The organism is Microbacterium sp. Bi128, assembly GCF_918698205.1.
In genome coordinates this window covers 1-2,422 of sequence record NZ_CAKKMM010000765.1, presented here as the reverse complement: position 1 = coordinate 2,422, position 2,422 = coordinate 1, and the positions used below count along the sequence as shown (strand labels likewise).

The window sequence follows — 2,422 nt, the reverse complement described above, 5'->3', positions numbered from 1 at the left end:
CTGGAGATGCGGAGCCCGATCGTCTACGCGACCCTGATCATTGTGGTCGCCGCCGTACCGATCTTTTTCCTGGACGGGCTGACCGGCGTCTTCTTCCGGCCGTTGGCCGTCTCCTACACCCTGGCTGTCCTGGCCTCCATGTTCGTGGCGCTGACAGTGACGCCGGCTCTTGCCCTGATTCTGCTGGGCAACGCCAAACTGAAAGAACGCGATGCGCCGCTGGTCCGTGTGCTCAAACGCGGCTACCACGCCGCCCTGTCCAAGGCCATGAACCGGCCCCGGTTCGGCTACGCAGGCTTTGGCGTGCTTGCCGTCGTGGGCTTGCTCCTCGCTCCCCTGATGGGCTCGTCCCTGTTCCCCACGTTCAAGGAACGGGACTTCCTGATGCACTGGATCTCGGAACCGGGAACCTCTGCCGCGGAAGAGTTCAGGATCTCCCAGCGCGGCTGTGAGGAATTCCTCAAGGTCCCCGGCGTCCTGAACTGCGGCACGCACATCGGGCAGGCATTCGCCGCGGACGAAATCGTCGGTGTCAATGCCGGCGAACACTGGATCAGCATCGACCGCCACGCCGACTACGACGAGACGGTGGCCGCCGTGGAGGAAGTGGTCAAGGGTTACCCGGGGCTGCACCGTGACGTCCAGACCTATCTGAAGGAGCGGATTGAAGAGGTCATCACCGGCGCCAGCGAGCCCATCCTGGTCCGGGTCTACGGAGACGACCTCAACGTGCTCCGGGAACAGGCCCAACGGGTCAAGACCATCATGGACTCGATTCAGGGCACCCAGAACCCGCACGTCTCCCTCGAGGTGGAAGTCCCCCAGATCGCCGTGACGGTTGACCTGGCCGCGGCGCAGAAGTATGGCCTCAAACCGGGAGATGTCCGGCGTGCGGCCGCGACACTCGTGGCAGGCGAGGAAGTCGGCGACGTCTTCCGGGACGGCCGGGCCTACGACGTCCAGGTCTGGAGCACCCCGGCCACCCGCTCGTCCGTCACCGCCATCGAGGATCTGCCCATCGATACGCCCAGCGGAGCGCGGGTTCGCCTCGCCGACGTCGCCGACGTGAGCCTGCAGGCGACGCCGAACCAGATTGATCGCACCAACGGATCCCGCCGCGTCGAGGTGGGATCCTTCCTGGCCCAGGGAGCGGACTTGGGAACCGTAGCCGGCGAGCTGAAGTCGCGGCTGGAGAACTTGGATCTGCCAGCAGGATACAGCGTGCAGCTTCTCGGCGAATACACCGAGCGCGAGGCGGCAACGAACCGCCTGATGATCTACTCCGCGGCGGCCCTTGTCCTGATCCTCCTGCTGCTGCAGGCGTCCTTCCGCAGCTGGCGGCTGGCCGTCCTGTCGCTGCTGACGCTGCCAGTCGCCCTGGTGGGCGGGGTCATAGCCGCCTACATGACCGGCGGCGTCCTGTCCCTCGGGTCCCTCGTTGGCTTCCTCACGGTGATGGGGATCGCCGCGCGCAACGGCATCCTGCTGATCAACCACTGCCAGCATCTGGAAACCTATGAAGGCCAAACCTTTGGCCGCGACCTGGTGATGCGCGGGGCGGCGGAGCGGCTCTCGCCCATCCTCATGACCACCCTGGCCACCGGGCTTGCCCTGGTACCCCTGGTTGTCATGGGCAACATCCCGGGCCATGAAATTGAACACCCCATGGCCGTGGTTATCCTGGGCGGCCTGGTCACCTCCACCCTGCTCAATCTGTTCATCGTGCCCTCGCTCTATCTCCGGTTCGCCAAGTCCAAGAAGACCAGGGAGAGGGAGCGCGCTGCCGCCGGGCCGGTGTCCGTCTAACAGCGGCAGGCGTCAGAACCTCAACCATCAGAACAGGGCGGCGGTCACGGTCCGGGTGAGCTGCTGAATGATCTGGGCGCGGGGGCCCATATCGGAGTAATTCCTGCCGCGGGTGTACACGACGAACACGAAGGCCCGGCCGTCCTTGTCCAGGACGGCCGCGTCATGCAGGTTTCCGAACAGCAGCCCGTACTTGTGGTGAACCCCTACCCCGGGCGGAACCGCCGGCGGGATCAGTGTCTCAAAGTTGGTGTTCTGCATATAGGACAGGAGCTGGGCGGTGTTGCGGGCATTGAGCAGCTGTCCCGTGTAGAGCAACTGGAGGGTCCTGGCCATTTCTGCGGGAGTCAGCAGGTTGACCGTGCGGTCGTAGGTGATCCCGATCGAGGCGGCGTAATCCGTGATGCCCCGCGCACCGACCGCCCGCAGGATCAGCGCCCACGAATCGTTGTTGCTCTGCTGGACCATCCGGCGGATCTGGGTGCCGGCAGTCGAGTTGCCCATGGGGGCGGTCAGCGAGGCGCGGCCGGTCTCAACGAGGTGGTAATACGCCGACGCGGCCAGAATCTTTGCCGTGCTGGCGGGCACAAACTTGTCCTGGATCCCGTAGCCGTGG

Annotated in this window: 2 protein-coding genes; one reads left to right on the top strand and one right to left on the bottom strand. The window is 65.2% G+C overall.

All coding sequences use genetic code 11. The features are described 5' to 3' along the window. The coding region (locus tag LQV45_RS25950) for an efflux RND transporter permease subunit (RefSeq protein ID WP_230009532.1) at nucleotides 1-1,806 on the top strand (1,806 nt) is incomplete at its 5' end. Nucleotides 1,807-1,833: 27 nt separating this feature from the next. Here LQV45_RS25950 and LQV45_RS25945 read toward each other — a convergent pair. Continuing rightward, nucleotides 1,834-2,422, bottom strand: a 589-nt coding sequence (locus LQV45_RS25945) for a serine hydrolase (protein ID WP_230009530.1), incomplete at its 5' end; no start/stop codon positions are given.